Annotated in this window: 19 protein-coding genes, 1 tRNA gene and 1 pseudogene; 9 read left to right on the top strand and 12 right to left on the bottom strand. The window is 59.8% G+C overall.

The genetic code is table 11. The features are described 5' to 3' along the window. Positions 1–462: 462 nt before the first annotated feature. Positions 463–1,860: an amidohydrolase family protein gene (locus tag B2P82_RS16615; RefSeq protein ID WP_290498155.1), complete on the top strand. Its 1,398-nt coding sequence runs from the start codon at positions 463–465 to the stop codon at positions 1,858–1,860. Positions 1,861–1,900: 40 nt separating this feature from the next. Here B2P82_RS16615 and B2P82_RS16610 read toward each other — a convergent pair. From B2P82_RS16610 to B2P82_RS16600, 3 genes are all read right to left on the bottom strand, one after another. Then, positions 1,901–1,976 (bottom strand) — tRNA-Val (locus tag B2P82_RS16610). Between the two features lie 89 nt (positions 1,977–2,065). Beyond that, a complete protein-coding gene (gene lon / locus B2P82_RS16605; protein ID WP_290498153.1) occupies positions 2,066–4,483 on the bottom strand; it encodes an endopeptidase La in 2,418 nt (805 codons plus the stop codon). Between the two features lie 170 nt (positions 4,484–4,653). Further along, the gene (locus B2P82_RS16600; RefSeq protein ID WP_290498152.1) at positions 4,654–5,955 is read right to left on the bottom strand and encodes an NADH:flavin oxidoreductase/NADH oxidase family protein; all 1,302 of its coding nucleotides are present in this window, start codon (positions 5,953–5,955) and stop codon (positions 4,654–4,656) included. A gap of 53 nt (positions 5,956–6,008) precedes the next feature. Between B2P82_RS16600 and parE the strand changes: the two are divergent. Then, positions 6,009–7,986: pseudogene (parE, locus tag B2P82_RS16590) on the top strand (DNA topoisomerase IV subunit B). Between the two features lie 84 nt (positions 7,987–8,070). Further along, positions 8,071–9,672: a diguanylate cyclase domain-containing protein gene (locus B2P82_RS16585; RefSeq protein WP_290498148.1), complete on the top strand. Its 1,602-nt coding sequence runs from the start codon at positions 8,071–8,073 to the stop codon at positions 9,670–9,672. Positions 9,673–9,758: 86 nt separating this feature from the next. Here the strand turns inward: B2P82_RS16585 and B2P82_RS16580 are convergent, their stop codons facing one another. After that, complete coding sequence (locus tag B2P82_RS16580) at positions 9,759–10,373, bottom strand: hypothetical protein (RefSeq protein ID WP_290498147.1); 615 nt, start codon at positions 10,371–10,373, stop codon at positions 9,759–9,761. Between the two features lie 300 nt (positions 10,374–10,673). Here B2P82_RS16580 and B2P82_RS16575 point away from each other — a divergent pair, with 300 nt between their 5' ends. The 3 genes from B2P82_RS16575 to B2P82_RS16565 all read left to right on the top strand — a co-directional run bounded on the left by B2P82_RS16575 (position 10,674) and on the right by B2P82_RS16565 (position 14,144). Further along, on the top strand, positions 10,674–11,177 hold the full coding sequence (locus B2P82_RS16575) for a hypothetical protein (RefSeq protein WP_290498145.1): 504 nt from the start codon (positions 10,674–10,676) through the stop codon (positions 11,175–11,177). A 3-nt stretch (positions 11,178–11,180) separates the two neighbouring features. After that, entirely contained in the window at positions 11,181–12,347 is a 1,167-nt protein-coding gene (locus B2P82_RS16570) for a helix-turn-helix domain-containing protein (protein ID WP_290498143.1), read from the top strand. 147 nt (positions 12,348–12,494) lie between these two features. Then, complete coding sequence (locus B2P82_RS16565; RefSeq protein ID WP_290498141.1) at positions 12,495–14,144, top strand: NAD+ synthase; 1,650 nt, start codon at positions 12,495–12,497, stop codon at positions 14,142–14,144. A gap of 15 nt (positions 14,145–14,159) precedes the next feature. Here the strand turns inward: B2P82_RS16565 and B2P82_RS16560 are convergent, their stop codons facing one another. Next, entirely contained in the window at positions 14,160–14,984 is an 825-nt protein-coding gene (locus tag B2P82_RS16560; protein ID WP_206992279.1) for a hypothetical protein, read from the bottom strand. 129 nt (positions 14,985–15,113) lie between these two features. Here B2P82_RS16560 and gltX point away from each other — a divergent pair, with 129 nt between their 5' ends. Together gltX and B2P82_RS16550 are read left to right on the top strand one after the other, a co-directional pair. Next, positions 15,114–16,454 (top strand): glutamate--tRNA ligase, encoded by a 1,341-nt coding sequence (gene gltX, locus B2P82_RS16555; protein WP_290498139.1) that lies wholly within the window; start codon positions 15,114–15,116, stop codon positions 16,452–16,454. A 159-nt stretch (positions 16,455–16,613) separates the two neighbouring features. After that, a complete protein-coding gene (locus B2P82_RS16550; RefSeq protein WP_290478635.1) occupies positions 16,614–16,943 on the top strand; it encodes a hypothetical protein in 330 nt (109 codons plus the stop codon). A 133-nt stretch (positions 16,944–17,076) separates the two neighbouring features. Here the strand turns inward: B2P82_RS16550 and B2P82_RS16545 are convergent, their stop codons facing one another. After that, on the bottom strand, positions 17,077–18,981 hold the full coding sequence (locus tag B2P82_RS16545) for an acetyl/propionyl/methylcrotonyl-CoA carboxylase subunit alpha (RefSeq protein ID WP_290498137.1): 1,905 nt from the start codon (positions 18,979–18,981) through the stop codon (positions 17,077–17,079). Beyond that, a complete protein-coding gene (locus tag B2P82_RS16540) occupies positions 18,923–19,843 on the bottom strand; it encodes a DUF817 domain-containing protein (RefSeq protein ID WP_290498136.1) in 921 nt (306 codons plus the stop codon). The genes B2P82_RS16545 and B2P82_RS16540 overlap by 59 nt, the downstream gene beginning before the upstream one ends. A gap of 141 nt (positions 19,844–19,984) precedes the next feature. Between B2P82_RS16540 and B2P82_RS16535 the strand changes: the two genes are divergently transcribed. Continuing rightward, positions 19,985–20,341, top strand: a complete 357-nt coding sequence (locus B2P82_RS16535; protein ID WP_034816664.1) for a hypothetical protein — start codon at positions 19,985–19,987, stop codon at positions 20,339–20,341. Here the strand turns inward: B2P82_RS16535 and B2P82_RS16530 are convergent. The 5 genes from B2P82_RS16530 to B2P82_RS16510 form a co-directional block, all read right to left on the bottom strand. Next, complete coding sequence (locus tag B2P82_RS16530) at positions 20,325–21,125, bottom strand: enoyl-CoA hydratase-related protein (protein ID WP_034816662.1); 801 nt, start codon at positions 21,123–21,125, stop codon at positions 20,325–20,327. The genes B2P82_RS16535 and B2P82_RS16530 overlap by 17 nt on opposite strands. Positions 21,126–21,130: 5 nt before the next feature. Continuing rightward, positions 21,131–22,177: an acyltransferase family protein gene (locus B2P82_RS16525; protein WP_290498134.1), complete on the bottom strand. Its 1,047-nt coding sequence runs from the start codon at positions 22,175–22,177 to the stop codon at positions 21,131–21,133. Between the two features lie 83 nt (positions 22,178–22,260). After that, positions 22,261–22,569, bottom strand: coding sequence for an EF-hand domain-containing protein (locus B2P82_RS16520; protein ID WP_206992274.1), 309 nt, complete (start codon positions 22,567–22,569; stop codon positions 22,261–22,263). A gap of 118 nt (positions 22,570–22,687) precedes the next feature. Next, a complete protein-coding gene (locus B2P82_RS16515; RefSeq protein ID WP_290498133.1) occupies positions 22,688–23,275 on the bottom strand; it encodes an NAD(P)H-dependent oxidoreductase in 588 nt (195 codons plus the stop codon). 72 nt (positions 23,276–23,347) lie between these two features. Continuing rightward, positions 23,348–23,615: carboxyl transferase domain-containing protein (locus tag B2P82_RS16510; RefSeq protein ID WP_290498130.1), on the bottom strand; the 268-nt coding region annotated here is incomplete at its 5' end.

The raw sequence follows: 23,615 nt of genomic DNA, 5'->3' as shown, positions 1-23,615 counted from the left end.
CAATCCACCTACCCGAAGGTCAATGCATCACCAAATGTTTGCGCTATCAAGTCTTTCATGACGAAAATTTTGGATTGGTGGCGCTCAGTTCGAGCGCGATGAAACCGATTTCACCGCTCTTGCAACAATTTTCGCCCCGTAGCTATTGGGACTTTCGCAATCCCGCGCAGGATTGAGCAATCGCGGTAGAAAATTTTTCAAGGACCGATTTTTCCGGATTTATGACAAGGTTGGCAAAAAGGCCACACTGTCGAATCCCAAACCCTGCGGGAATGAGGAATCGTAAACCTGCTGAGCAGGCCCCCCTTCTCTACGCGCTCCACCTCCAAAATATATTGTGCGGACTCGATCAAGACGCCTCACACTCGGTAGCTCCACATTCAGTCGAGCCTTCCGAATCAAGTTGCCCCCCCTTTGGCACCATCTTCCAATGCCGAGAAATTCAGTTGGATCGAGACACGTATGACCCACCCTGCCCCCGTCGACTTGCTCATCCGAAATGCATGGATCGTCACGATGGATGCGACGCGGCGAATTTATCGGAATGGCGCAATCGCGATCGTCGGAAACCGCATTCACAGCGTCGGTCAGGACAGCGAAATATCCGGCTCGGTCAGCGCTCGTGAGACGCTGGACGGCAATGGATTCGTCATCACGCCTGGATTCGTGAATTGCCACGTCCACATCACCGGTGAACCTCTGACCCGGGGAATCGTGCCAGACAGTACGGACTGGGCTGAAAACGTCTTCGGATGGCTGATTCCGATGTACATGACCCAAACTCCTGCCGACGAACGCCTGTCGGCTCAGTTTGCGGCCCTTGAAATGCTCCGCACCGGCACCACGACTTTCATCGAGGCCGGCACGATCCTGAACCTCGAAGCTGTTGCGGATGGCCTTGCCGAAATCGGCATCCGCGGACGGATTGGTCAATGGCTGCAGGACCGGGCTTTTGCTCCCGACGACGATCAGACGGCGCTGACCGACTCGGCGCTATCGCGCATGGACGACCAGTCCAACGCCTACCCGCAGACGGAAGATGCACTTATTTCGGCCTGGCCGCTCCTGGTGGGCCACAACACGGCAACCGACGAATTATGGCGCGGCGCGTCGGATCTTGCCCGCACGAAAGGCTTGGGTGTGAGCGCCCATATGAGCGCCGATCCGGCAGATCCTGAATATTACCTCGAGACAGCCGGAAAGCGCGCAATCGCCTATCTGGCAGACCTCGGCGCGCTCGGCCCGCACCTGTCCCTGACCCACGCGGTGCATCTGGACCAGAACGAAGTCGACCTGCTGGCATCGAGCGGCACGCAAGTCACACACTGCCCGATGACCGCCATGAAAGGCGGGTACGGGGCAAGCTCTGCCGGCCTGTTCCCCGAAATGGCCGCCGCCGGCGTGAACATCCAGCTTGGCACGGATGGCAACAATAATGGCAATACCAGCGATATCATGCGCGCCATGTTTGCCATGGCAGGCCTGTTCAAGGATGCGCGCCGCGACGCAAGCCTGTTCTCGGCCTATAGCGTGCTGGAAGCGGCCACGATCAATGGCGCGAAAGGCGCGCAGATGGCCGACCAGATCGGGTCACTGGAACCTGGCAAGAAGGCCGACTTCGTACTGCATGATCGCAACCGGCCGGAATGGGTGCCGCTATTCAACCCGGTCAACCAGCTTATCTATTCCGCCGATGGCCGCGGCGTTCACAGTGTCTGGGTAGATGGGCGGCGCGTGGTCGAGAACTACCGCTCCACACTGATTGACGAAGACCGGTTGCTTGCCGAGGTTCAGGCCGCCGGAATGGCACTGGTCTCACGCGAAGGCCGCAGCGTGCCGTCAGAATGGCCGGTCCTCTGAGGAAGGCCCGAGACGACACAATCTGGAAATTCGGAGAAAATGGTGGGCGGTAACGGGCTCGAACCGCTGACCCTCTCGGTGTAAACGAGATGCTCTACCAACTGAGCTAACCGCCCCAATCCCGCTCAAATGCACGGGGTTGAGAGAAAAAGCAAGACGGCCGTTCAGTGTTTGAACGGCCGCCTGTCATAAGTCTCAATTCAGCCTAGTGAGGACGGGCCGGATCGGTCGCCTGATTACCCGGCTGACCGGACAATGAGGCCTGCAATGCGGCTTCATCTGCTTCTGACCACTCGATCGGCGACAAGGGCCGCGTCAGCGCGATGGCCAGCACTTCATTGATGTCCGAAACGGGCACAATCTTCAGGCCGGTCTTCACATTCTCCGGAATGTCCTCGAGATCCTTCTCGTTCTCTTCCGGGATCAGCACCGTCTTGATGCCGCCGCGCAGAGCTGCGAGCAGTTTCTCTTTCAGGCCACCAATCGGCAGGACGCGTCCCCGCAGGCTGATCTCGCCCGTCATGGCCACTTCCCGGTCAACCGGGTTGCCGGTCAGCAGCGAGACAATCGCCGTTGTCATGGCAACACCCGCGGACGGGCCATCCTTTGGCGTCGCGCCATCAGGCACGTGCACGTGGATGTCGGTCGTGTTGAACACGGTCGGCTTGATGCCGAGCATGACAGACCGGGACCGGACCAGCGAGCTGGCCGCCTGGATCGACTCTTTCATGACGTCGCGGAGGTTGCCCGTGACCTTCATGTTGCCGCGTCCCGGCATCTTGACCGCCTCGATGGTGAGCAGGTCACCGCCGGTCTCGGTCCAGGCAAGGCCTGTCACCGCACCAAGCTGGTCGGTCTCGTCGGCGAGACCGTAGCGGAATTTCCGCACGCCTGCGAATTCCGGAAGGTTCTCCGACGTCACCGTCAGGGTCTCGCCCTCCTTGTCAGACAGGATGCGGACCGTCTTGCGAGCCAGCCGCGCAATTTCGCGCTTCAGGCTGCGCACACCCGCTTCCCGAGTGTAATACCGAACAAGGTCGCGAATGGCGTCGTCTGACACAACCCATTCCCCTTCCTTGAGGCCGTGATCTTCACGGACCTGCGGAATAAGGTGACGTTTGGTGATCTCCACCTTCTCGTCCTCGGTATAGCCAGCGATGCGGATGATCTCCATCCGGTCGAGTAGCGGCTGGGGCATGTTGAGCGAGTTTGCCGTCGTCACGAACATCACGTCCGAAAGGTCGTAGTCGACTTCCAGATAGTGGTCGTTGAACGTGGAGTTCTGCTCAGGGTCCAACACTTCCAGCAAGGCAGAGGCCGGATCGCCGCGATGGTCCATGCCCATCTTGTCGATCTCGTCCAGCAGGAAGAGCGGGTTGCCCGTCTTGGTCTTCTTCAGCGACTGGATCACCCGGCCCGGCATGGAACCGATATAGGTCCGGCGGTGGCCACGAATTTCGCTTTCGTCCCGCACGCCGCCCAGCGACACGCGCACAAAGTCGCGTCCCGTGGCTTCAGCGATGGAGCGGCCAAGCGAAGTCTTGCCGACGCCCGGAGGGCCCACGAGGCAGAGGATCGGTCCTTTCATCTTGCCGGTGCGTTTCTGCACGGCGAGATATTCCAGGATCCGCTCTTTCACCTTGTCGAGACCATAATGGTCGTCATCAAGCTGCTTCTCGGCCTTGGCGAGATTGGTCTCGATTTCCTTGCGCGTGCCCCAAGGCAGGGCCAGCAGCCAGTCGAGATAATTCCGCACGACAGTCGATTCCGCAGACATTGGCGACATCTGACGCAGCTTCTTGATCTCGGCTTCGGCCTTCAGACGTGCCTCTTCAGACAGCGGGGCATCCGCAATCTTCTGCTCAAGGTCGGCCAGCTCATCGCGCTCAGCGCCATCGCCGCCCTGCTCGCCCAACTCGCGCTGGATCGCCTTCATCTGCTCGTTCAGGTAATATTCGCGCTGGGTCTTCTCCATCTGCCGTTTGACGCGGTTCTTGATCTTCCGCTCCATCTGCAACATGCCCATTTCGCCCTCCATGAGGGCGAAGACCTTCTCGAGGCGATCTTTCGCATCGGGAAGTTCGAGCAATTCCTGCTTTTCGGAGAGTTTGACAGACAGGTTTGACGCCACCGCATCGGCCAGACGACCAGGCTCGGTCAGCGCAGCAATCGTGGTGACGGATTCCGGCGGGATCTTGCGGTTCAGCTTGACGTAATTTTCAAACTGCTCCTGCACGGCACGCATCAGTGCCTGCACGTCATCATCGGTGCCTCGGGCCTCGTCATAGGCTTCGACTTCAGCTTCAAAATATTCGCCGCGGTCGTGCAGCTGGTTCAGACGCGCACGCGTCTTGCCTTCGACCAGCACTTTCACCGTACCGTCAGGCAGCTTGAGCAGCTGCAAAATGGTGGCAATCGTGCCGACCTCGTGGACATCATCTGAGCCCGGGTCGTCTATGGCCGCGTCGCGCTGGGCGACCAGCATGATTTCATTATCGGCCTCTTCGATCATTTCGAGGGCCCGTACAGACTTGTCACGCCCAACAAACAGGGGCGCGACCATGTCTGGAAACACAACGATGTCCCGAAGCGGCAACACCGGAAGGTTCTTTATACCTGGCATCTACAATGCCTCCTTCTTCAAATTGAGCCCCGACTGGGCGGCAGCTCAGGAAACCCTACCTGCCGATGATGGCAGGAGTCGGGCGTTTCACCAGATGTGGAGGGCGATGCAGGCCGGTTCAAGCCACCGGATGCTCAGGAAATTCCCTCTTCTGTGGAAACCGTCTCCTATCAGGGCATTGCGGCTTTTCTGGCCTTCTCAGTGCGGCTTTCATTTTTCTGATTGGCCAGGAAGGCAGAAAGCACGCCCAATCCCGTATCCGGGGTCTCGCCGGCGCCAAGCCTGCGCAACTGTTCATAATACCAGCCGATAACGCCAAAACCGTTCAGCGCCTTCACCAGTTTGATGGGAGAATTCGGCCCCAGCCATCCCGGCCCGAGGCGCAATGTTTTCTCCCATTGCGCGGCGGCAGCGACCTCTCCGGACAAGAGCTGTTTCGGCGTGTCCGGCTCGACACAGAGCGGCCGGCCAAGACCGATCAGGTCGGCCTCCCCTTCCGCAAGCGCCGAATTCATGGCCTCGGTCGTGCGAAATCCGCCCGTCACCATGAGTGGCAACTGGCTGCGCGCCTGCACTGCTTTGGCATATTTCAGGAAGTAGGCCTCCCGTTCGCGCGTGGATTCACGGACATTCTGCTCAAAAACCGGCTCCAGGCCTTCGCTGTCCATCATGCGGGGCTGTTCATAATTGCCCCCGGATATCTCGACAAAGTCGACGCCAAGCTCGTTCAGAATGTCGATCACGCCGAGACAATCTTCAAAACTGAACCCGCCTTTCTGAAAGTCTGCGGAATTGAGCTTTACCGAAACCGAAAACCCCGGCCCTGCCGCAACGCGCGATTCCCTGACGCATTCGGCGAGGAGGCGCGCGCGGTTTTCCAGCGGCCCGCCATAGTTATCCTGGCGCTGGTTCGCCAGCGGCGACAGGAACGAAGAAAGTAAATAGCCATGCGCGCCATGAACCTGAACACCGTCAAAGCCCGCCTGCCTTGCAACGCTGGCGGCCCGGCCGAAGCCTTCGATCACGGCTTTGATCTCGTCCAAAGTCATCGCGCGGGGCTGACCGAACTGGCCGCCCGGCAAGCCCAGCGCGACCGGACTTGGCGCAGCGGGGCTCGGATTGATCAGTTTTGGCGTTTGGCGTCCGGCATGGCTGACCTGCATGATCATTGCGGCACCATGAGATTTGCCAACCTCGGCCCAGCGCGAGAACATATCCATCTCTTCATTTGACGGCTTGCCGTCTATGACCACATTTCCCGCACGCTCGAGATGATTGCGGTCAATCTGGACATTTCCTGTGATCATCCCGCCTATGCCGCCTTCCGCCCAGCGGCGATACAATGTCAGATGGCTTTCAGTTACCCGGTTGCGAGGATCAGCGAGTCCCTCTGTCATTGCCGCCTTCACAAGCCGATTGGGGAATGTAAGCCCGCTCTCCAGGGTTAACGCCGTATTAATCGAGGCTGTCATCTTATGTTCTCCCATATCGACACTGAGTCGCCCGCCCTTATCGGAGACATCATATGGCAGCCGCCAAGCAAGCAAAGCTGTTTGACCAAATGAGTACAGAAAGTACCGGCTATTCCGCCAAGGATATCGAGGTCCTCGAAGGCCTTGAACCTGTCCGCAAACGCCCCGGCATGTATATTGGCGGCACGGATGAGCGCGCCTATCATCACCTCTTTGCCGAGGTGCTGGACAACTCCATGGATGAAGCGGTGGCCGGGCATGCCAGCCGGATCGAGATCAAGCTCGACGCCGATGGCTTCCTGGCGGTGAGCGACAATGGCCGCGGCATTCCGGTTGATCCACACCCGAAATTCCCGAAAAAGTCCGCGCTGGAAGTCATCATGACCACACTGCATGCGGGCGGCAAGTTCTCCNNGCGGCCTGCACGGCGTCGGCATTTCGGTCGTCAATGCGCTGTCGGAACTGGTCGAAGTTGAAGTGGCACGCGACAAGATCCTGTACCGGCAGACCTTCTCGCGCGGCATTCCGCAGGACAAGTTAAAAAAAGTCGGCACGGCGCCAAATCGCCGGGGCACCGTGGTGAAGTTCAAGCCGGACTTCCAGATCTTCGGCGAAAAGATGCGTTTTCGCCCGGCCCGCCTGTTTCAGATGGCGCGATCAAAAGCCTATCTCTATCGAGGCGTTGAAGTACGCTGGAGCTGTGATCCTTCCCTGCTGCCAGAAGATTCCAAGGTTCCTGCCGAAGCCACGCTCTCCTATCCGAACGGATTGGCAGACCAGCTGGATGAAGTCTTCAAGGACAAGGCGACCATCACCGATGCAGCCTTTACCGGTCTCGTTGATCAAGGCGGCGAAGGCAAGGTCGAGTGGGCCATTGCCTGGACGCGTGCCGGCTTTGGCGAGGCGGATGGATTTTCACGCTCCTATTGTAACACTATTCCGACCCCGGATGGTGGTACGCACGAAGCGGGCTTCCGCTCAGCCATCACAAAAGGGCTACGCAATTTCGGGGAACTGACCGGAAACAAGAAAGCCTCCGAAATCACCGCCGAAGATATCATGGGCCATTCCGGCTTGCTCTTGTCTGTTTTCATCAAGGGTCCGGAATTTGTCGGTCAGACCAAGGACAAGCTGTCGACGACGGCCGCGTTCCGTCTGGTGGAAAACTCCGTGCGCGACCGGTTCGATCATTGGCTGGCCGGTAGCCCGAAAGAAGCCGACAAACTGCTCGGCTGGGCGGTTGAGCGCGCGGAAGAACGCCAGCGCCGCCGCAAGGCCAAGGATATCAGCCGCAAATCGGCCACCAAGAAGCTTCGCCTGCCGGGCAAGCTGGCGGATTGCTCCAACAAGGGGCCGGACGGCACGGAACTGTTCCTCGTCGAGGGGGATTCGGCTGGCGGCTCCGCCAAGCAGGCCCGCGACCGCAAGACCCAGGCCATCCTGCCCCTGCGCGGCAAGATCCTGAATGTCGAAAGCGCCTCGCTCGACAAGATGATGAACAATCAGGAGATCAATGATCTTTCACTGGCGCTCGGCACGGCGCTGGGCAAGAAGTTCGACATGGACGATCTGCGGTATGACCGCATCATCATCATGACGGATGCCGATGTAGATGGCGCCCACATTGCCAGCTTGCTGATCACTTTCTTCTATCGGATGACACCGGGCCTGATCGAAAGCGGACGCCTGTTCCTGGCCCTGCCCCCGCTCTACAAGCTCTCCAACAAGGGCACGATCGTCTACGCGATGGACGATGCCGACCGGGCCGAGAAAATGAAAGAGCACTTCAAACCGAACCAGAAAGTCGACATGACCCGCTTCAAGGGTCTCGGCGAGATGAACCCGTCTCAGCTGAAGGAAACCACAATGAACCCGGCGACGCGGACGCTTGCGCGGGTCACTCTGGAGGCGATTGACGATGTCGAGGTTCCAGCCGAGGAGCTGATAAACACGTTGATGGGCAAGAAAGCCGAATTGCGTTTCCGGTTCATTCAGGAAAACGCTGCTTTCGTTGAAGAGCTTGATATCTAGGTAAACAAGATTTGAAACGCCGGTAAGAAATTTCCTTTATTCGGAAAGACGATTCTAACCCTGTTTGGGTATGGTTCGCCCATCATGTTATTCGGACGCACCCTATTCAAACACGACAAGAAGCGCCATTCCGGGCGCGAAATTCTTGAGTCGCACCTGAATCGGTACATCCTCGCGCTGAGCATTGTTCTGGCGCTGATCCTTGCCAGCCACATCGTTTCCCTGACTGCCCTCCGCCAAGGTGCGCATGATGCGACCGCGATCAATATGAGCGGCAGCCAGCGCATGTTGCTGCAGCAAATGTCTCATGCGGCCCATGATTACGCCGAAGACGGATCGCCGGAGCTGAGGGAGAATTTGCGCGCCAGCATCAAATTGTTCGAGACGTCTCACTATGAACTTATCCGCTTTGGCGAAGATGATGCCGCACTTCAGGCGATCTATTCCGAAGGCGAAAACTCCATTCATGCCAAGGTTCTTGAACTCATCAACAATGTGAACTGGGTTCTGGTCGACCGCCGGAATACGTCCGCGGCGCTTGAGGCAATTGAATATGAGGCTTCCGGCCCCCTCGCCAATCGGCTCGGAGAGGCGGCGGACGCTTTCGAAGCGCAGGCCAACAAGCGCGCCGAATGGCTGGGTACGATCCAGACCTATACGGTCCTGGCACTTGTCCTGACGATTGTTGCGGAAGTGTTCCTGGTCTTCTGGCCGGCCCACAAGATCATGATCCGGGCCTTCAAGAAGCTGGACCAGCAACATAGCGAAGCCCAGGCAACACTGAAGCGCCTGTCCAATTTCTCCGCCGTGGCCTCAGACCTGTTCTGGGAAACCGATCTCCAGGGCAAGCTGATCTATGCCGAGGGCACCTTCCTCCAGAAACTTCAGGGCGGCCGCAATTCCCTGGTCGGGTGCAACTATCTCGACATTATCCAGTTCGACGAAGAAAACTCCGAGATCATGACCAATGCGGTCCAGTCGGCCGCGAGTTACGCCCGTGTGCGCGGAATTTTCACGGACGTTGATGGCCAGACCTATCACATGGATATGGCCGGCGCGCCGTGCTTTGACGACAAGGGACGGATCACCGGCTATATCGGCACCTCCAACGACATTACCGCACAGGTCGAGAAACAAGAGGAGGTCCGTAAATTGGCCTATTCGGACCCCCTGACTCATCTCGCGAACAAGCGCGCCCTCGAAGAGCGGCTGCCGACCATGCTCGCAGAAGCCTCAAACACCGCGCCGCTCTTTATCCTGGCGCTGGACCTGGATGGCTTCAAGGCGGTCAACGACACATATGGTCATGGCGCGGGCGACGAAGTGCTCAAAGTCGTGGCGGCCCGGATGAAAGCCATTGTTCGCGACAGCGACCTGACTGTGCGCACAGGCGGGGACGAGTTCTTCATCGTCTGCAGCACATCACCATCGCGTCTTGCCGTTGAGGGCCTGGCCCTGCGGCTCAAGCGCAAGCTGAGCGAGCCTTATGGCCTGTCGACCGGCCACCGCGTCCGCATCAGCACGTCCATCGGCATTGCCGCTGCGCCTTATGACTGTATGGGCGAAGGCCCGCTGCTGCACGCCGCAGATATGGCGCTGTACGAAGCCAAGCGCTGTGGCCGCAACCAGTTCCGCTTCTATGAAGATCTCGGGCCTTTCGTGGTCGACGAACAGGCCATGGCCTAGGGCCCCTTCTCTCCATTTCCTCCAGAACCTCTGGCCGGAGACGCGCCCCACGCGCTCCGGCATTTTTTTGTGTTGTGAGGCAGGCGTCAGCCAGAGCTTTCCCAGGAGTCCAGCCCGGCGCGGATCTGCGCAGGCAGCAGCGTCGCAATCGCGCCAAGCTCTGGCGAGAGGCGGAAGGCGCTGGTCGCCGCGCCGACCATAGGGCGGGGCTCGCCCTGCTTCTGCAAGCGTTTGAGACTGCGCGCGAGGCGGATGGCGTGGCCGTCCGGGTCTGCGATGACGCGCCGGAGCGCCGCGATCCGGGCCATCAGCCTGTGCGGGGATACGGGTCCGGAAAGGGTTCGGAGAATGTCCGGAAAATCGCCCTCAATCGTCTGGCGTGCGGGCAGCAGTTTCAACCGTCTTGGATAAAGGCGCGGAAAGATTGCGAGTTCGACGCCGTCGGGCAGGTCTGGTTCCGGCTTCGGCTCAGCGGGCGCGGCGCGCGGGGCCGCCGGGGCGAGCGTCAGATTGAGCGCGAGGACCAGGATCAGGCGGCGGACGATGGTTTCCAGCATTTTGAGCCGCCCGGAAATCCGCTGCGCCATCCCCCGCCCGATCACTTTCGGCCCGAGATGGAGGTTCGCCAGCGCGGAAGCATCCAGCACAGCAAGCCCGGCATGTTCCAGCCCCCGTTTCAGAATGTCCGTTTGCGCGTCCATGCGGAGGAGTATGGGGGTGACGGGTATCAGACGGATTGGGGAGCTTCCCTAGCCTCAACCCGTTCTTCGTATTGACACCACAAACTTCATGTTTTATACAGTTTTCGACGTTAAACGAAATTCGATGAGGCCCGTGAAGTGCTTGGAAATCGCAAGGCGTTCGAGACGCATGTCACTAGAACCGTCCTAGAGGCAGTCCCAAAGGAGTTCTTCGTTGAACTCCAAAGAAGGGCTCAAGCGGCGTATCGAGATGAGTTTCACTCTGTTAAGAACTGCCCCACGGTGTTACCGGAGCAGCGCTTGGCGAAACTTAAGGCGGACCGTCAAAGCAGGATGGAATGGGAACTCCATCAAGCTGCAATTGCGGCTGGTGTGCATGTAACAGCGACGCCGGTCGTCGAGAACGATTGGAGTTATGTGTATGCAAAGTCGAGTTCAATTGGCCTTACCCAGTCTTACGTTCAGTTTCGTGGAGACTTGCCAAAAGAGGCTAAGTTCAGAGAACGCCTCGCTGCCGCTTCCCAGTTCCCCCAGCTCCCGCTAGCGGGAGAAAGCCCTAGCCTGTATGAGCCATGTGAGTTCTACGCATTGATTGCGCACAACCCCATCGGACATCAGTTTACGGATAATAAACAAATGCTCGGTTCAATTGAACTGTGCGTCCCTGATTCGGCCATGAAAAGGTGGGTGTTTCAGAAAAGTCTAACAGAGATCATCGGGCTCTATCCCACTGTGGCAAAACGGCAGATTGCAAGTCGCGACCCCACACTGAAGAAGGGAGCTCAACAACAGCGGAAGAAGTAACTCATGACAGTGGCAGTTGGCTTTTTGGGAGAAAGACTGTTCGAAGCAAGGAAAGCTCGAGGTCTATCGGCTGTCGACCTTGGCGGTATGGTCGATGTGAGTCCAACTTCCATTTCGAAGTACGAGAACGGCCACCAATCGCCAAGGCAAAGTGTAGTCTCGCGTATCGCGCAAGTACTCGGCTTCCCTCGTGAGTACTTTTTCCGCCCCCTCGGTCATCAAGACCAGAAACCGGTGTTTTGGCGCTCTCAACTCTCCGCTCCCGCAACTGCGCTGGATCGAGCTTCAGTCCGTCTAGACTGGTTCAAAGAGCTAGTAACATTTCTCGGCGAGTATTTTGAGTATCCCGAACTAGATATTCTTGATACGGATATTCCGGAAGATCCCAATGCCGTAACCGACGACATGATCGAAGCTCTCGCGATGGAGGTTCGAAACTATTGGGGGATTTCCAGCGGGCCAATATCTGACGTCTTGGAGAAAGTAGAAGCTTCGGGAATCTTAGTCTCTCGCATCCATGTCGGTATTGAAAAGGTTGATGCATTTTCCCAGTGGTCTGACTCGTTCGGAGTGCCGTTTATTGTTTTGTCGCGCGATAAGGCGAGCGCGGTTCGACAAAGGTTTGATACGCTACACGAACTTTACCATATCCTTGCTCACCGTAACGTTACGCCAAACCGTTTGAATAATCGTCAGACTTATAAACTGTTAGAGCAGCAAGCGAACAAATTTGCGTCGTTCATGTTGTTGCCGGAACGCGACTTTATAGAGGAGCTCTACGCGCCGACATTGGATGGAATGCTCAGCATGAAGGAGCGCTGGGGCGCTTCGGTAGCGACTATGATCATGCGCTGCCGCAGTATGGATCTGTTTGATGACGAATCAGCCAGAAGAATGTGGATGAACTACACGCGCCGTGGCTGGAGGAAAAATGAACCGTTTGACGGAAAGATCCCGAAAGAAGAACCCCACCTAATCCGTCGGAGCATAGAAATGCTTTTGGACAACAACATTGTGTCAGTCTCACAAATTCTTAAAGCGCTACCGTTTCCCGTTGGTGATCTCGAGGAGCTTGCAGACTTGGAGCCCGGAACGCTTGGTGGAAAACCCGACAAACGCGTGGAACCTATACTGAAAAGTCCCAACAACATTGTGTCGTTATTCAATTGAGTCGAGAGTCATAGCCGACTTTCGTACGCACAGGCCGGCCTCCTTCTTGCTATAACGCAGTTCCTTCACTCGGCGGTTTACTCACTTTGGGGCAATCGCCGTGCTTCCCCAATTGCCATCCCCCTCCCCATCACCTAAATGCTCCTTATGAGCAAAAAGCTGAGAATCTTGGTCGCGCAGTTGAACCCGGTGGTGGGGGATATTCGGGGGAATCTGGAGCTGGCGCGGGGCGCGCTGGCCGAGGGCAAGGCCAAGGGCGCTGACCTTGTTGTCCTGTCGGAACTCTTCATCCTGGGTTATCCGGCCGAAGATTTGGTGCTGAAGCCCGCCGCGGTGGAAGATTCCATGAAGGCGGTAAACGCGCTGGCCGCCGAGACCGCCGGTGCGCCGGACATGATCATCGGCGCGCCGTGGATGGAGGATGGCAAGCGCCACAATTCGGCGGTCTGGCTGTCGGGCGGGGCCATCAAGGGCCGCTATGACAAGCGCGAACTGCCCAATTATGGCGTGTTCGACGAAAAGCGCATCTTCGATGCCGGCGAAGGCCCTCCCCCGGTGTTCGAGTTTCATGGCGTGAAGGTGGGCGTCGCGATCTGTGAGGACATCTGGTATCCGCGCGTGCCGAGCGAGCTGCATGATGCGGGCGCCGACATGCTGATCGTGCCGAATGGCTCGCCCTGGCGGCGGACGGTTCAGGTGGAGCGGCACACCACGTTTTCCGCCTGGCGCAAGACGGGCGTGCCGTACCTGTTCGTGAACCAGGTGGGCGGGCAGGACGAACTGGTGTTTGACGGCAGCTCCTACGCAGTCGATCATGACGGGGCCGAGCACCAGCTGCTCGGTGATTTCGTGACCGGCACGGCGATGGTGGCCTATGATCCGGCCACGCATTGTTTCGAGAGCGACGCGCAGGCCGAGCTGACCGAAGGTTGGCATGCCGAATACCGCGCGGCGGTGCTGGCGCTGGGCGATTATGTCAACAAGAACAAGTTTCCCGGCGTCGTGCTGGGCATGTCGGGCGGGATCGATTCGGCGCTGACGGCGGCGATGGCGGTGGACGCGCTGGGGCCGGACCGGGTCTGGTGTGTGATGATGCCATCGAAATATACGTCCTCGGACAGTCTGGAAGACGCCAAGGCCTGCGCCGAGGCGCTGGGCGTAAAGTATGACAGCATCAATATTGCCCCCGGCGTGGGCGCGATGGGCGAGATGCTGGCCGACCAGTTTGCCGGCACCCAGCCGGACACGACCGAAGAGAACATCCAGTCGCGCCTGAGGGCGGTGACGCTGATGGCGCTGTCGAACAAGTTCGGCCATATGGTGGTGACGACGGGCAACAAATCCGAAATGGCGGTGGGCTATGCGACGCTCTATGGCGACATGTGCGGCGGCTACAATGCGCTGAAGGATTTCTACAAGACCGAAGTGTTCGAATTGGCCAAATGGCGCAACACGATGGTGCCACGCGGCGCGCTGGGCCCGGCGGGCGAAGTGATCCCGGAGCGGATCATCACCAAGCCGCCCTCTGCGGAGCTGCGCGAGGACCAGCGCGATGATGACTCGCTGCCGCCTTATGATGTGCTGGACGATATATTGCGCGGACTGGTGGACGAGGAAGAACCGATCGAGGCAATCCTGGCGCGCGGGCATGACCGGGCCGTGGTGAAGCGGATCGAGCATCTGCTCTACATCGCCGAATACAAGCGCCGTCAGGCCCCGCCGGGCGTGAAGGTCGGCGGCAAGAATTTCGGCCGCGACCGGCGCTATCCGATCACCAACCGCTTCCGGGACGATTGATCGGCCGTTTGGCGCCTATTCGAGCGAGCCGGGCTCAACCCCTTCATAGGCGAGGCGGTTGGCCTCGGCATCCATGCGGATCTGCTCGGCATCTTCCGGGGCAATATCGCTCGCTTCGCCATAGGCCAGCATGGGCGATGGCACGATGCCGGGATGGTCGATAACGGATGCATAGAGCAGCCAGGGCTGCGTGCCGTCCGCGCAGGTGACGCGCACCCACTGGTCCTCAACCGTCGGCATGGAGCCGATATCGCTGATATCGCGCAGCTCGGCCTCGTTGATGTCATATTCGGCGCCGTCATAAGACACGACGGTGAACCCCTCCCCCAGATAGCGCAGGTATGTCAGCTGGTCGCCAGCCTTCAGGTCGAGCGTGTGGATGCCGCCATCGGAAATGTATTCGATGCTGGCATCCTGGTTGAGCGTGACCGGGAACGTCTTGGTCGCCACGAAGAAGCGCAGGTCATCGGCGTCGGCGCGGTCATAATTCCAGAGCTGGTAATTGGCGTATTGCGGCAGGGCGCAGCTTGTGTCGGCTTCATTGGCGCCATTCGGCACCGTCCAGGCAGGGACGGTCGTGCCAGCATCCAGCACCGCAAAACCGGCCGGATATTCGCCGGGCCAGCCCGCGCTGACATACCAGCTCTCATCATATCCCGACAGGGCCTGATAATTGATATCATCGACGGGCGGCGCGGCAGGCTCTGCCTCCAGCGCGCTGTCGAGGTCTGAGGTCACCTCGGTCGTTGCGGGCGCCGGCGTCTCTGCCGGAGCCTCCGCACGCTCCTGCCCGCAGGCCGCCAACAGGCCCGCGGCGATCAGAATACAGCCCAGTCTCATCTACCTCTCCTCGACGGCGACTCACATGCCCGTCGCACATTAGCACGAACAATAGCAAGAATATGGCATCGGCCCTTGGCTTTTTGCGAGATTTGATGTCGAAAGCACGCTTCAAAACAGGTTTTTTCCATGACTGCACCGATTGTTCGCTTCGCTCCTTCGCCCACCGGCCGCCTGCACGTAGGTAACGTGCGCACGGCGCTGATCAACTGGCTGTTCGCCAAGGGCCAGCAGGGCAAGTTCATCCTGCGCATCGATGACACCGATACCGAGCGCTCGACACAGGAATATGAAGACGGAATCCGCACCGACCTGACTTGGCTCGGCCTCGTCTGGGACGACAGTTTCAGCCAGTCCAAACGCTTTGCCGAATATGACGCGGCGGCCGACAAGCTGCGCGAAATGGGCCTGCTCTATCCCTGCTACGAGACAGCTGACGAGCTGGACCGCAAGCGCAAGATCGCGCTGTCGCGCGGCCGCCCGCCCGTCTATGACCGCGCAGCGCTGGAGCTGAGCGATGAAGACAAGGCGAAACTCGAAGCCGAAGGCCGCACGCCGCACTGGCGCTTCAAACTCTCCGGCGGGCGCGTCGAGTGGACCGACCTTGTGCGCGGAGACCAGAGCATCGACACGTCCAGCCTGTCCGACCCGATCCTGATCCGCGAGGACGGCTCCTATCTCTACACCCTCCCCTCGGTCGTCGATGATATCGAGGCGAAGATCACCCATGTCGTGCGCGGGGAAGACCATGTCACCAATTCCGGCGCGCAGATCGAGATCTTCAAGGCGCTGGGCGGCACGGCGCCGGACATGGCGCACACGCCGCTGCTGATCGGCGCGGACGGTCAGGGCCTGTCGAAACGCCTCGGCTCGCTGTCGATGGGCGAATTGCGCGCGCAGGGCTATGAGCCGATGGCCGTCTCCAGCCTGCTCGCCAAGATCGGTACGTCGGATAATGTCGAGGCGCGCGAGACGCTGGACCAGCTGGTCGCGGAATTCGATTTCGGCAAGATCGGCCGCGCCCCGGCGCGCTTCGACGAGGCCGAACTCTTGTCGCTGAACGCGGCCATCCTGCACGGCCTGCCCTTTGAGGCGGTGAAGGACCGGCTCGCCGATGTGGACCCCCGCGCCGCCGACGAGGCGTTCTGGACTGTTGTGCGCGAGAATTGCTCGCTGTTGCCGGACGTGGCCGCATGGGTCGAGACCGTGTTTGGCGAGATCACGCCTCTGGTGGATGCTGAAGACAAGGACTTCGTGGCGACCGCCGCAACCCTGCTGCCCGAGGGCGACCTGACGGGCGAGAGCTGGAGTCAGTGGGCGAATGCCGTGAAGGCCGAAACCGGCCGCAAAGGCCGCGGCCTGTTCATGACGCTCCGCAAGGCGCTGACCGGACAAGAACACGGCCCCGACATGGGCGCACTGCTGCCCCTGATCGGGCGGGACCGAGCGCTCAGGCGGCTGCAGGGCTAGCACCCTCCTCGTAGACTCCTGAATCTTTTCGGATTTCAAACTTTTTGGAACAAAGTCAGAACTTTTTCCTTTCCAAAAGGTGAATATTCTGGTTATGTTCTCTTATCGCAGATCAAGCGAAGAACAGGTTCAGCACACAGTTTCACGAGGGGTTTCAGCATGTCGGGTTTGGTGATCAAGGGATGTGAGTACGATCCAATTGAGTCCAAGGATGTCGTCTATGGCGACGGCTTCCGCATGGAGCTGGAACAGGCGATTGCGCTGGCCTCGACAGGCGTTGAATTCTGGGCCGCAGAGCGCGACGGCTCTGCCGCGCCCGTCTCTGTCGCCAAGAATGAATATGGCGAACTGATCCTGAGAACCGAGCCGACGGCCTACGCGGCCAACCCGCTTGGCGAGATCAGCGCGCCGCCGATCGTGCACCGCCGCTATCGCCCCGAAGCGCAGATACCTGCACGGGTCCACTCCGGTTACGCTGTCGCGGCCTAGTCACGCAGCGGCCCCTACCCTTTACATGTTTCCTTGTTTTCGCGCGTCTCCACACCCACTCTCGGCGCGCGAGATTGCTCCGACCTCACCTGTCCGGAGCTGAAGGGCCACACCTGCAAGTGAAGGGTGGGGGTTACTCCGCCTCCAGATGAACCAGCACATCGCCCTCGGCGACCTGGTCCCCGGCGGCAGCCTCCACGGACTCCACCACGCCATCGCGCGGCGCTGGCAGGGTGTGCTCCATCTTCATGGCTTCCATCACCGCAACCGGATCACCCTTGGTGACTGTATCGCCCGGCTTTACATGCACGGCGAGCAGTTTGCCCGGCATCGGCGCGCTGACTGAGTCGCCGCCCAGCACTGCTTCGACATCGGCGTCATAGTCCGGCACTTCCACAAGAACAGTGTCGCCGCCGGTCGTCACCGCATAACGGCGCGGAGAGATATCTGTCACGAAGGGCAGCGGCGCGTCCGGATCGACGTCATGCTCGGACGGGTCAAACCAGTCTGCATCCGCGCCCACCGCCACGGCCGCTTTGCGCACAGGCGCCGCATTCGCCCGGAACCCATCCCGGATTCCCCATGGCGTGACGGCAGCGCTGTCATCCAGCTCGATGTCGCTGACGGCGAGAACGGATGCATGCTGATGCGCGGCGGGAGGCTGGGTCAGCGCATCCCCCTGCTCCGCAATCCAGTTCACATGATGCGTGCCATCGCGGAACGCGTCCGACTGGGCGCAGCGACGCAGGAAGCCGGTATTGGCCGGCACGCCCGAGAGTTGGGTGTGCGACAGCGTCTCGGTCAGCAGGTCAACCGCCGCGTCGCGGTCTTCTCCGTGCACGATCAGTTTCGCGATCATGGAATCATAGTTGGATGGTACGCGATCACCCGTCTCGAAACCGGCATCCCAGCGGATCGTTTCCCCATCAATGGGCTGCAACAGGCCGAATTCCAGGATCAGCCCCGCGCCGGGGCGGAAGCCATCGGCCGGGTCTTCGGCGCAGATGCGCGCCTCGATGGCATGGCCCATCAGCGGGATCTCGTCCTGCGCCAGCGGGATTTCCTCGCCGGAAGCGACCAGCAATTGCCAGGCGACAAGGTCCTGCCCTGTGATCATCTCGGTCACCGGATGCTCGACCTGGAGACGGGTATTCATTTCGAGGAACCAAAACGTGTCGACGCCCAGCGGCTTTGACCCGTCCACGATGAATTCCACCGTGCCCGCGCCCTGATACCCAACAGCCTGCGCCAGCTTCACCGCTGCGTCCGTCATGGCCGCTCGCACATCATCCGGCATGCCGGGCGCGGGCGCTTCCTCTATGACTTTCTGGCGGCGACGCTGAAGCGAACAATCGCGTTCATAGAGATGGACGACATTGCCATGCGCATCGCCAAAGACCTGCACTTCAATATGGCGTGGCTGCTCGACCAGTTTTTCCAGCATGACCCGGCCATCGCCAAAGGAACTCTCGGCCTCACGCACCGCGCTTTCCAGCTCGGCCTTCAGCTCGCCCGCCTTGGAGACGAGGCGAATGCCGCGCCCGCCGCCCCCGGCAACCGCCTTGATCAGCAGCGGAAAGCCAACATCTTTCGCCGCCCTGGCAAGCGTTTCCAGCTCCTGCCCTTCGCCGCGATAGCCGGGCAGCACAGGCACGCCGGCCTCTTCGGCAATGCGCTTGGCTTCGTCCTTCGGGCCCATGGACCGGATCGCCTTGGCCGAAGGGCCAACCCAGATGAGGCCCGCTTTCTCGACGGCTTCGGCGAAATCGGCATTCTCGGACAGGAAACCATAGCCCGGATGGATGGCATCGGCGCCGGTCGCCTTGGCAGCGGCCAAGATGGCTTCGACCTTGAGATAGCTTTCGGGCGCAGGCGACGGGCCGATATGGATCGCTTCATCGGCCTCGCGGACATGTTTCGCGCGCGCATCGGCATCGGAATAGACGGCGACTGTCGCAATGCCGAGCCCATGGCAGGTCTCAAAGATGCGACAGGCGATCTCGCCCCTGTTTGCGACGAGCAGCTTCTGGATCTTCAATGCGTGGCCCTCCCGGCGCCCGGTGGACCAAAGCCACCAGAACAAAACTGATTATCATCAGCAGATACCACGAACCGAGTTTCGATAAAGAGACCATCTGCCAGCCATGCTCTTGCCCGGGATAGGCCCAGGCGCGGGCGAATGTTCCAAGATTCTCAGCAAACCAGATGAAAACTGCCACGAGCAGGAACCCGATGACGAGCGGCATCGGCCTGTGGGCTTCATCAGCGCGGAACCAGACCAGACATGGCCCATAAACCATCGCCGTGCCCACGAACAGGGCGATCCGGACATCCGGCAACCAGTGATGCGCGAAGAAATTCACGTAAATCGCGGTTGCCAGAATGGCTTGAACCCAGAGTGGCGGAAAGCGGTCAAACCGGAAATCGAAGATGCGCCAGACCCGCGCCAGATAGGAGCCCACCGCCGCGTACATGAAGCCCGTAAACAACGGCACACCGCCAATGCGCAGGAAGCTCTCCTCGGGATAGATCCAGCTGCCATGATAGGTCTTGAACAGTTCCATGACCGTGCCGACAATGTGGAAGACGAGGATGATTTTCGCCTCTTCCCATGTTTCCAGGCCCGTCCAGAGCATCATGACCTGAATGGTGACTGCGCCAAGCACGAGGAAATCATAGCGCGAGAGCGGCGCGCCTTCCGGATACCAGACAAAGGTCAGCAGCAAGAGCCCCAGCATCAGGCCGCCAAACAGGCACGCCCAGCCCTGCTTGATGCCGAAGGCCACAAATTCGAACACGGTCTGGCTGACCGGGCCGTTCACGCAGCGCGCATGCAGCGCGGCGCGCGCGGCATGCAGGCGTTGTTGCGCGCGGGTCTGGGCGGGGACCGGTATCTCCATGCCCTCCTCTATCTGCAGGAAACACGGCGCAATCGGGGCACGCACCGGGCGAGGCAAGGGCCTTTGCCAGTCCAAATTCCGCCTTTGACACCCCTGCCAGCTGTCGTAAGGGTTAATGCCAAGAAACCACGGGAGTGTCTTATGGCCTATGCTTCAGGAATCCGGATCAGCAGTGTCGCGGGAGTCATCGGCGCCGGCGTTGGCGGCTATATTGGTTACACGCAGGCGGCAGACGTCAGCAATCTCAGCCCCGTGGCCGGCGCGCTGATCCTCGGCGCCATCGGCTTCGTCGCGGGCAGCGCGGGTGCCTTCCTGCTGAAGTCGCTGATGCAGTTCGTGATCTACATCATCCTGTTTGGCATCGTGGCATATTTCTTCCAGCATCAGATCGAAGCGCTCACGGGGATAAACCCGATCAGCGCGACACTTAATCTGCTGGCCGACTTCGGCCTGCCGGTGGACTCCAAAGACAGCGTACTGGTTACCGACCCCAACTAGGCGGGCGCTTGTCGAGGAAGGCTTCAATGCCTTCCTTGCCCTCATCGGAGACCCGACGCGCTGCGATGCGCTTTGATGTCTCTTGGCTGAGATCCTTGTCGATGAATACACCGGAGACATCGCGAACCAGTGCCTTGCTCTCGGCCACAGCGCCGGGCGCAGCGGCAAAGACAAGATCGGCAAGGTGTTCTTCCATTGCCGTCATCTCGGCCTGGTTTTCCACGACATACTGAACGAGGCCCAGCTTCTCAGCATATTCGGCATCAAACGTTTCGGCAGTGGTGAACAAGGCCTTCGCCCAGCGCGCGCCGATGGCTTCGATCACATAGGGGCTGATCGTCGCCGGGGTCAGGCCGAGGCGCACTTCAGAGAAGCGGAACTTCGTGCCCTTCATCGCCACAGCGACGTCACAGGCGGCCACGAGGCCGGCCCCGCCACCCATGGCGGCGCCCTGCACCAAGGCAAGCGTCATCTGGGGCATGTCGTAGAGCGTGCGCAGCATTTCGGCGAGGTTCATCGCGTCGCGCTCATTGTCTTCGCGCGTATGCATCGCCGCGAGCTTCATCCAGTTGAGGTCTGCGCCCGCCGAAAAACTCTTGCCCGCGCCGCGCAGGATCATCATGCGAATGGTGCGCTGGTCGGCAATGGTGTGGAACGCATCGGTCAGTTCGGCGATCAGCTCGGCATTGAACGCATTGTGCACATCCGGCCGGTTCAGCGTGACAACCGCCAAGCCTTCCTGCGTCGCTTCGAGCGTGATGAGATCATAGTCGGAATCGCGCATGGGGATCAGTCCTGTTCAGGGTTGGAGGCCACTTTGCGGTAGTGGCTGGATGGGCGCAAGGCGCGCCGCTCGACAAGATGCCACAGCGCATAGCTGGCCACGATGACGAGAAGCGCCGACAGGGTAAAGCCGACCGCATGGCCGAATGCTGCAAAAGCGCCGACCATGACAAGGCCCTGCAGGATCGGAAAATGAGTGATGTAGACGCCGTAGCTGATATCTCCGAAGCGCGCCGCGTTCAGCGCAGGGCCTGGCAGGAAAGCCAGGCAGGCAATCAGGCCCGTCAGTCCGGCCGCGCGGAGCGGCTCCAGCCAGGAATGGACGAAGGAAAGCAAGGTCAATGCGAGCCCCACCACGCCGAACCAGAGCGGCTTTGCCTGGGCCCGATCCCATACCTGCCACAAGGCAATGCCACTGGCGAAAAAGGCCAACTGACCCGGCAGCTGGCGCGCCGCGATAAGCGCGGATTCCCCCTCCAGAAAAACAGACACCAGATCACGCCACCCCTCCCCCAACACATACAGGCCCACCAGGACGCTCCACTGCGCGCGGCGCATCGTCCGCAGCAATCCGCCGATGATCGGCAGGACGAGATAGAACAGAACCTCGATCTTCAACGTCCACAACGCGCCATTGACCTCTGTGAAGCGGTTGCCTTCGAACAGTCCCGGCAAATCCGGCGACAGGAAGTTCAGGAAGACGAGATTGGCACCCACATATTCTGCGACTCCACCAATACTGCCGCCCATCAGCAGGCTGATGAGCGCCGGGATCAGAATGACGACAGCATAAGCCGGGTAAAGTCGACGGACCCGCTTGCCAGCATAGTCAGCAAGGTTTTGCGACCGCATGAGCGAGCCGGCCACCAGTGCGCCGGATACAATGAAGAAGCCTTGAATGGCGATCTCGGCAATTTGGCCCCAGACGCGCTCCAACCCGCTCATCGGCGCGAGCGCGGACAGAACGATTGCATGATAGGCAAACACGGCCGAAGCGAGCGCCAGCCGGATGAGATCAAACCTGTTTGCTGCCAGTCGGTGCGCTGTCGCCATCGGCGCTGTTTATCGTATTCGTTCCAAATGGAAAGGGGCCCGCTGGACCGGCGGACCCCTTCAGCACCGACTGGGTGGGCAGCCTACCGAACCGGCAGGCCAGCCGCCGTCACGGCGCCTTGATCGGACCGTCCCCGCCAGGCAGCAAGGGCATCTGCCAGTTCTTCCTCGGAGACGGTTCCATTCGAATTGAGGTCGAATTTCGTGAACTTCGCTTTCGCCTCCGACTCGCTGGCTGTGCCCGCGCTGTCGGAGTAGCTCACATATTCGTCCTCGCTGATCAGGCCATCATCATCCAGATCCAGCAACGAGAAGTCGGGCATCTCGCCCGCATGGCCCATCAGGGCCGTCATCATCGCCGCCGTTACCAGAAAGCTGCTACGTCTGACCATGTTCGAACTCCTTCTTACTCTATACGTCGCAGGAGACCGCGACAGGACTGAACATACTCGAAACAACTGGTAATGATGCGTGAAAAGACGTTCACGACGAAGATGTAATGAACCCAGATCAGACGGCCTGCCCGCCGATCTCCTTCATGAACTCGAACCAGGATTCGACTTTTGATGGCGTCAGAGCGCCAACGCCGCCGATGATCGTGTGGTGCATCGGTTTGAAACCGGACAGGCCAAGCACGCCGCGCTCCAACGCTTTCAATGCGCCCGCATCCATGCCGAATCTATAGACCAGGTCGGGCATACCCATCGTCACGACAATGCGGGCCGACTTTCCCTTCATCATGCGCTCAGGCCATTCATGATCGGACTCGCCTGTTTTCAGGAAGAATTCTGCCCGGGCCGCCTGTTCGAAGAAGGCCTTGAGTTTGGCTGGCATACCGCCCATCCAGAGCGGGAAAGCGATGACGAGGTGGTCTGCGTTGGCGATCTTCTGGCGTTCACTCAGCACCGGCTCTGACGGGGGCATTGCGAACTCTTTCTCAGAGTTGAGGAATGGCATGTCGAAATCTGCCACGCGGATGCGAGACACTGTGTGATCGGTCGCCTCGGCGCCCTCGGCATAAGCATCGCAGAGCGCGTGGACCAGATGGTCCGGATCAGGATCGGGGTGGCCATCGATGATACAGATAGAGCGGGTCATGGGGGTCAGCCTCCTGCCATGTGACAGGGAGTTTCTACCATTGGCCGGCAACAGATTTTATACGTAGAACCCCTACATCCGAAAGACGCCGAACCCTCTATCCGGGAACGGAGCATTCAGGCTGGCGGAAAGGGCAAGGCCCAGAACGCGGCGCGTATCGGCCGGGTCGATGATGCCGTCATCCCATAGGCGCGCTGTGGAGAAATAGGGCGAACCTTCAGCTTCGTAGAGATCGCGGATCGGCTGCTTGAAGCTGTCCTCGTCCTCGGCAGACCATTCCCCGCCCTTGCGCTCAATGCCGTCGCGCTTGACGGTGGCGAGCACGCTGGCGGCCTGTTCG

Origin of the sequence: Hyphomonas sp. UBA4494, assembly GCF_002388935.1 — a bacterium.
GTDB lineage: Bacteria > Pseudomonadota > Alphaproteobacteria > Caulobacterales > Hyphomonadaceae > Hyphomonas.
This window is presented reverse-complemented; position numbering and strand designations above follow the sequence as displayed.

What these genes read in the sequence shown, in the direction of transcription:
- B2P82_RS16615 (WP_290498155.1), top strand. Translation starts at nt 463, where the DNA reads ATGACCCACCCTGCCCCCGTCGACTTGCTCATCCGAAATGCATGGATC.
- B2P82_RS16535 (WP_034816664.1), top strand. Translation starts at nt 19,985, where the DNA reads ATGGCCTATGCTTCAGGAATCCGGATCAGCAGTGTCGCGGGAGTCATC.
- B2P82_RS16550 (WP_290478635.1), top strand. Translation starts at nt 16,614, where the DNA reads ATGTCGGGTTTGGTGATCAAGGGATGTGAGTACGATCCAATTGAGTCC.
- B2P82_RS16570 (WP_290498143.1), top strand. Translation starts at nt 11,181, where the DNA reads ATGACAGTGGCAGTTGGCTTTTTGGGAGAAAGACTGTTCGAAGCAAGG.
- B2P82_RS16565 (WP_290498141.1), top strand. Translation starts at nt 12,495, where the DNA reads ATGAGCAAAAAGCTGAGAATCTTGGTCGCGCAGTTGAACCCGGTGGTG.
- B2P82_RS16525 (WP_290498134.1), bottom strand. Translation starts at nt 22,177, where the DNA reads ATGGCGACAGCGCACCGACTGGCAGCAAACAGGTTTGATCTCATCCGG.
- B2P82_RS16540 (WP_290498136.1), bottom strand. Translation starts at nt 19,843, where the DNA reads ATGGAGATACCGGTCCCCGCCCAGACCCGCGCGCAACAACGCCTGCAT.
- gltX (WP_290498139.1), top strand. Translation starts at nt 15,114, where the DNA reads ATGACTGCACCGATTGTTCGCTTCGCTCCTTCGCCCACCGGCCGCCTG.
- B2P82_RS16560 (WP_206992279.1), bottom strand. Translation starts at nt 14,984, where the DNA reads ATGAGACTGGGCTGTATTCTGATCGCCGCGGGCCTGTTGGCGGCCTGC.
- B2P82_RS16580 (WP_290498147.1), bottom strand. Translation starts at nt 10,373, where the DNA reads ATGGACGCGCAAACGGACATTCTGAAACGGGGGCTGGAACATGCCGGG.
- B2P82_RS16600 (WP_290498152.1), bottom strand. Translation starts at nt 5,955, where the DNA reads ATGACAGCCTCGATTAATACGGCGTTAACCCTGGAGAGCGGGCTTACA.
- lon (WP_290498153.1), bottom strand. Translation starts at nt 4,483, where the DNA reads ATGCCAGGTATAAAGAACCTTCCGGTGTTGCCGCTTCGGGACATCGTT.
- B2P82_RS16530 (WP_034816662.1), bottom strand. Translation starts at nt 21,125, where the DNA reads ATGCGCGATTCCGACTATGATCTCATCACGCTCGAAGCGACGCAGGAA.
- B2P82_RS16515 (WP_290498133.1), bottom strand. Translation starts at nt 23,275, where the DNA reads ATGACCCGCTCTATCTGTATCATCGATGGCCACCCCGATCCTGATCCG.
- B2P82_RS16585 (WP_290498148.1), top strand. Translation starts at nt 8,071, where the DNA reads ATGTTATTCGGACGCACCCTATTCAAACACGACAAGAAGCGCCATTCC.
- B2P82_RS16520 (WP_206992274.1), bottom strand. Translation starts at nt 22,569, where the DNA reads ATGGTCAGACGTAGCAGCTTTCTGGTAACGGCGGCGATGATGACGGCC.